The 1,418-nt window shown below is 63.3% G+C and carries 1 protein-coding gene; it reads right to left on the bottom strand.

Annotated elements, in window-relative coordinates; all coding sequences use genetic code 11:
* Positions 1 to 292: 292 nt before the first annotated feature.
* Complete coding sequence (locus tag AC0L17_RS34390; protein ID WP_473518977.1) at positions 293 to 1,336, bottom strand: IS110 family RNA-guided transposase; 1,044 nt, start codon at positions 1,334 to 1,336, stop codon at positions 293 to 295.
* Between the last annotated feature and the right edge of the window lie 82 nt (positions 1,337 to 1,418).

Below are 1,418 nucleotides of genomic sequence, written 5' to 3'. Positions count from 1 at the left end.
CTGCGCTTCCGGTGCTCATATGTGGACGGCCCCCTGCTTGCAAGCGTTGGCTGAGATAGTTTGATCGGATCGCTTGCGCTCATATGTCCGGCCTTTTGCGCGCCGGTTTGTGAGCGCTGGCCAAGATGGGCTACGCGGATAGCGAGTTCCAAACACGGACACGACATTTGCTGCCGGTGAGCACCTCGGAATGCCTCGCTAGTCCCGGTTCGACCGGTCACACCATCTTCTCCTCTGCTTGCAAGTTCCGGCCTCAGCGTCGAGCGTGCACTCGACGCCGAACTCTGATCTCTTACGGCTGCGTCGGCGCCATCACCGGAAGGGCGGCAGCGGGGCGGTAATGCTCGCCGCTGACCATCAGCTTCCAGGCGATGCGGGCCAGCTTGTTGGCCAGCGCCACCGCCGCGAGCTTGGCTGGCTTGCGCGCAATCAAGGCCTGAAGCCAAGGCCAGATCCGTTTGCTACCGCGCCGCATGTGCTGGATGAGGGCGGTGGCGCCCGCCACCAGCACGCTTCGCAGCATCTCGTCGCCGGCGCGGGTGATGACGCCAAGCCGGTTCTTGCCCGCTGTCGAATGGTTCTTCGGCGTCAGCCCGAGCCAGGCGGCAAAGTCGCGCCCCGACTTGAAGCCATTTGCATCCGGCACCTTGATTGCCAGAAGCGTCGCTCCGACAGGACCAACCGCCGGTATGGCGGCCAGCCGCCGGCTCAGTTCGTTCTGCCTGTGAAGCGCAAGCAGCTTCTCATCGAGCACGGCGACCTCGGCGCTGATATGCGCATAGTCGCGCGCCAAGGTCTCGAACATGTCCCTGGCCATGTCCGGGATCGTCGCGTCAGTGCGAATGTCGGCCAGCAGATCGCCGAGCCGGGAAAGCCCCTTGGGCGCGACAAGGCCGAACTCCGCCGCAAAGCCGCGGATCGAATTGGCCAGTTGCGTGCGCCGGCCGATGAACTGCGCGCGCAGCTTCGCCAGCATCTGCGATCCCTGTTGATCGGCGCTCTTGATCGGCACGAAACGCATGTCCGGCCGGCTCATCGCCTCGCAGATCGCCGCGGCGTCCGCCGCATCCGATTTGGAGCGCTTCACATAGGGCTTCACGTACTGCGGCGGCAACAATACCACTTCGTGGCCCAGCGCGCGCAATTCCCGTGCCCAGTAATGCGCCGCGCCGCAGGCCTCCATGCCAATCTTCAGTGGCGAAAGCCCGGCAAAGAAGGCGAGTACCTGATTGCGCCGCAGCTTCTTGCGCAACACAGGCTGTTCGGCTTCGTTCATGCCATGCAGCTGGAAAACGCTCTTTGACGTATCCATGCCAATGCGAATAAGTTTATCCACGGACGGTCTCCCTTGCTTGAGATCTTCAACGACCTCATTCTGGCACATCACGATGCCGTCGGGGGCCGTCCACCCCAACACG

It is taken from the genome of Mesorhizobium sp. WSM4829, from assembly GCF_055811475.1.
Note: the sequence above shows the minus strand (reverse complement) of the source record. Positions and strands in the feature narration are given on the sequence as shown.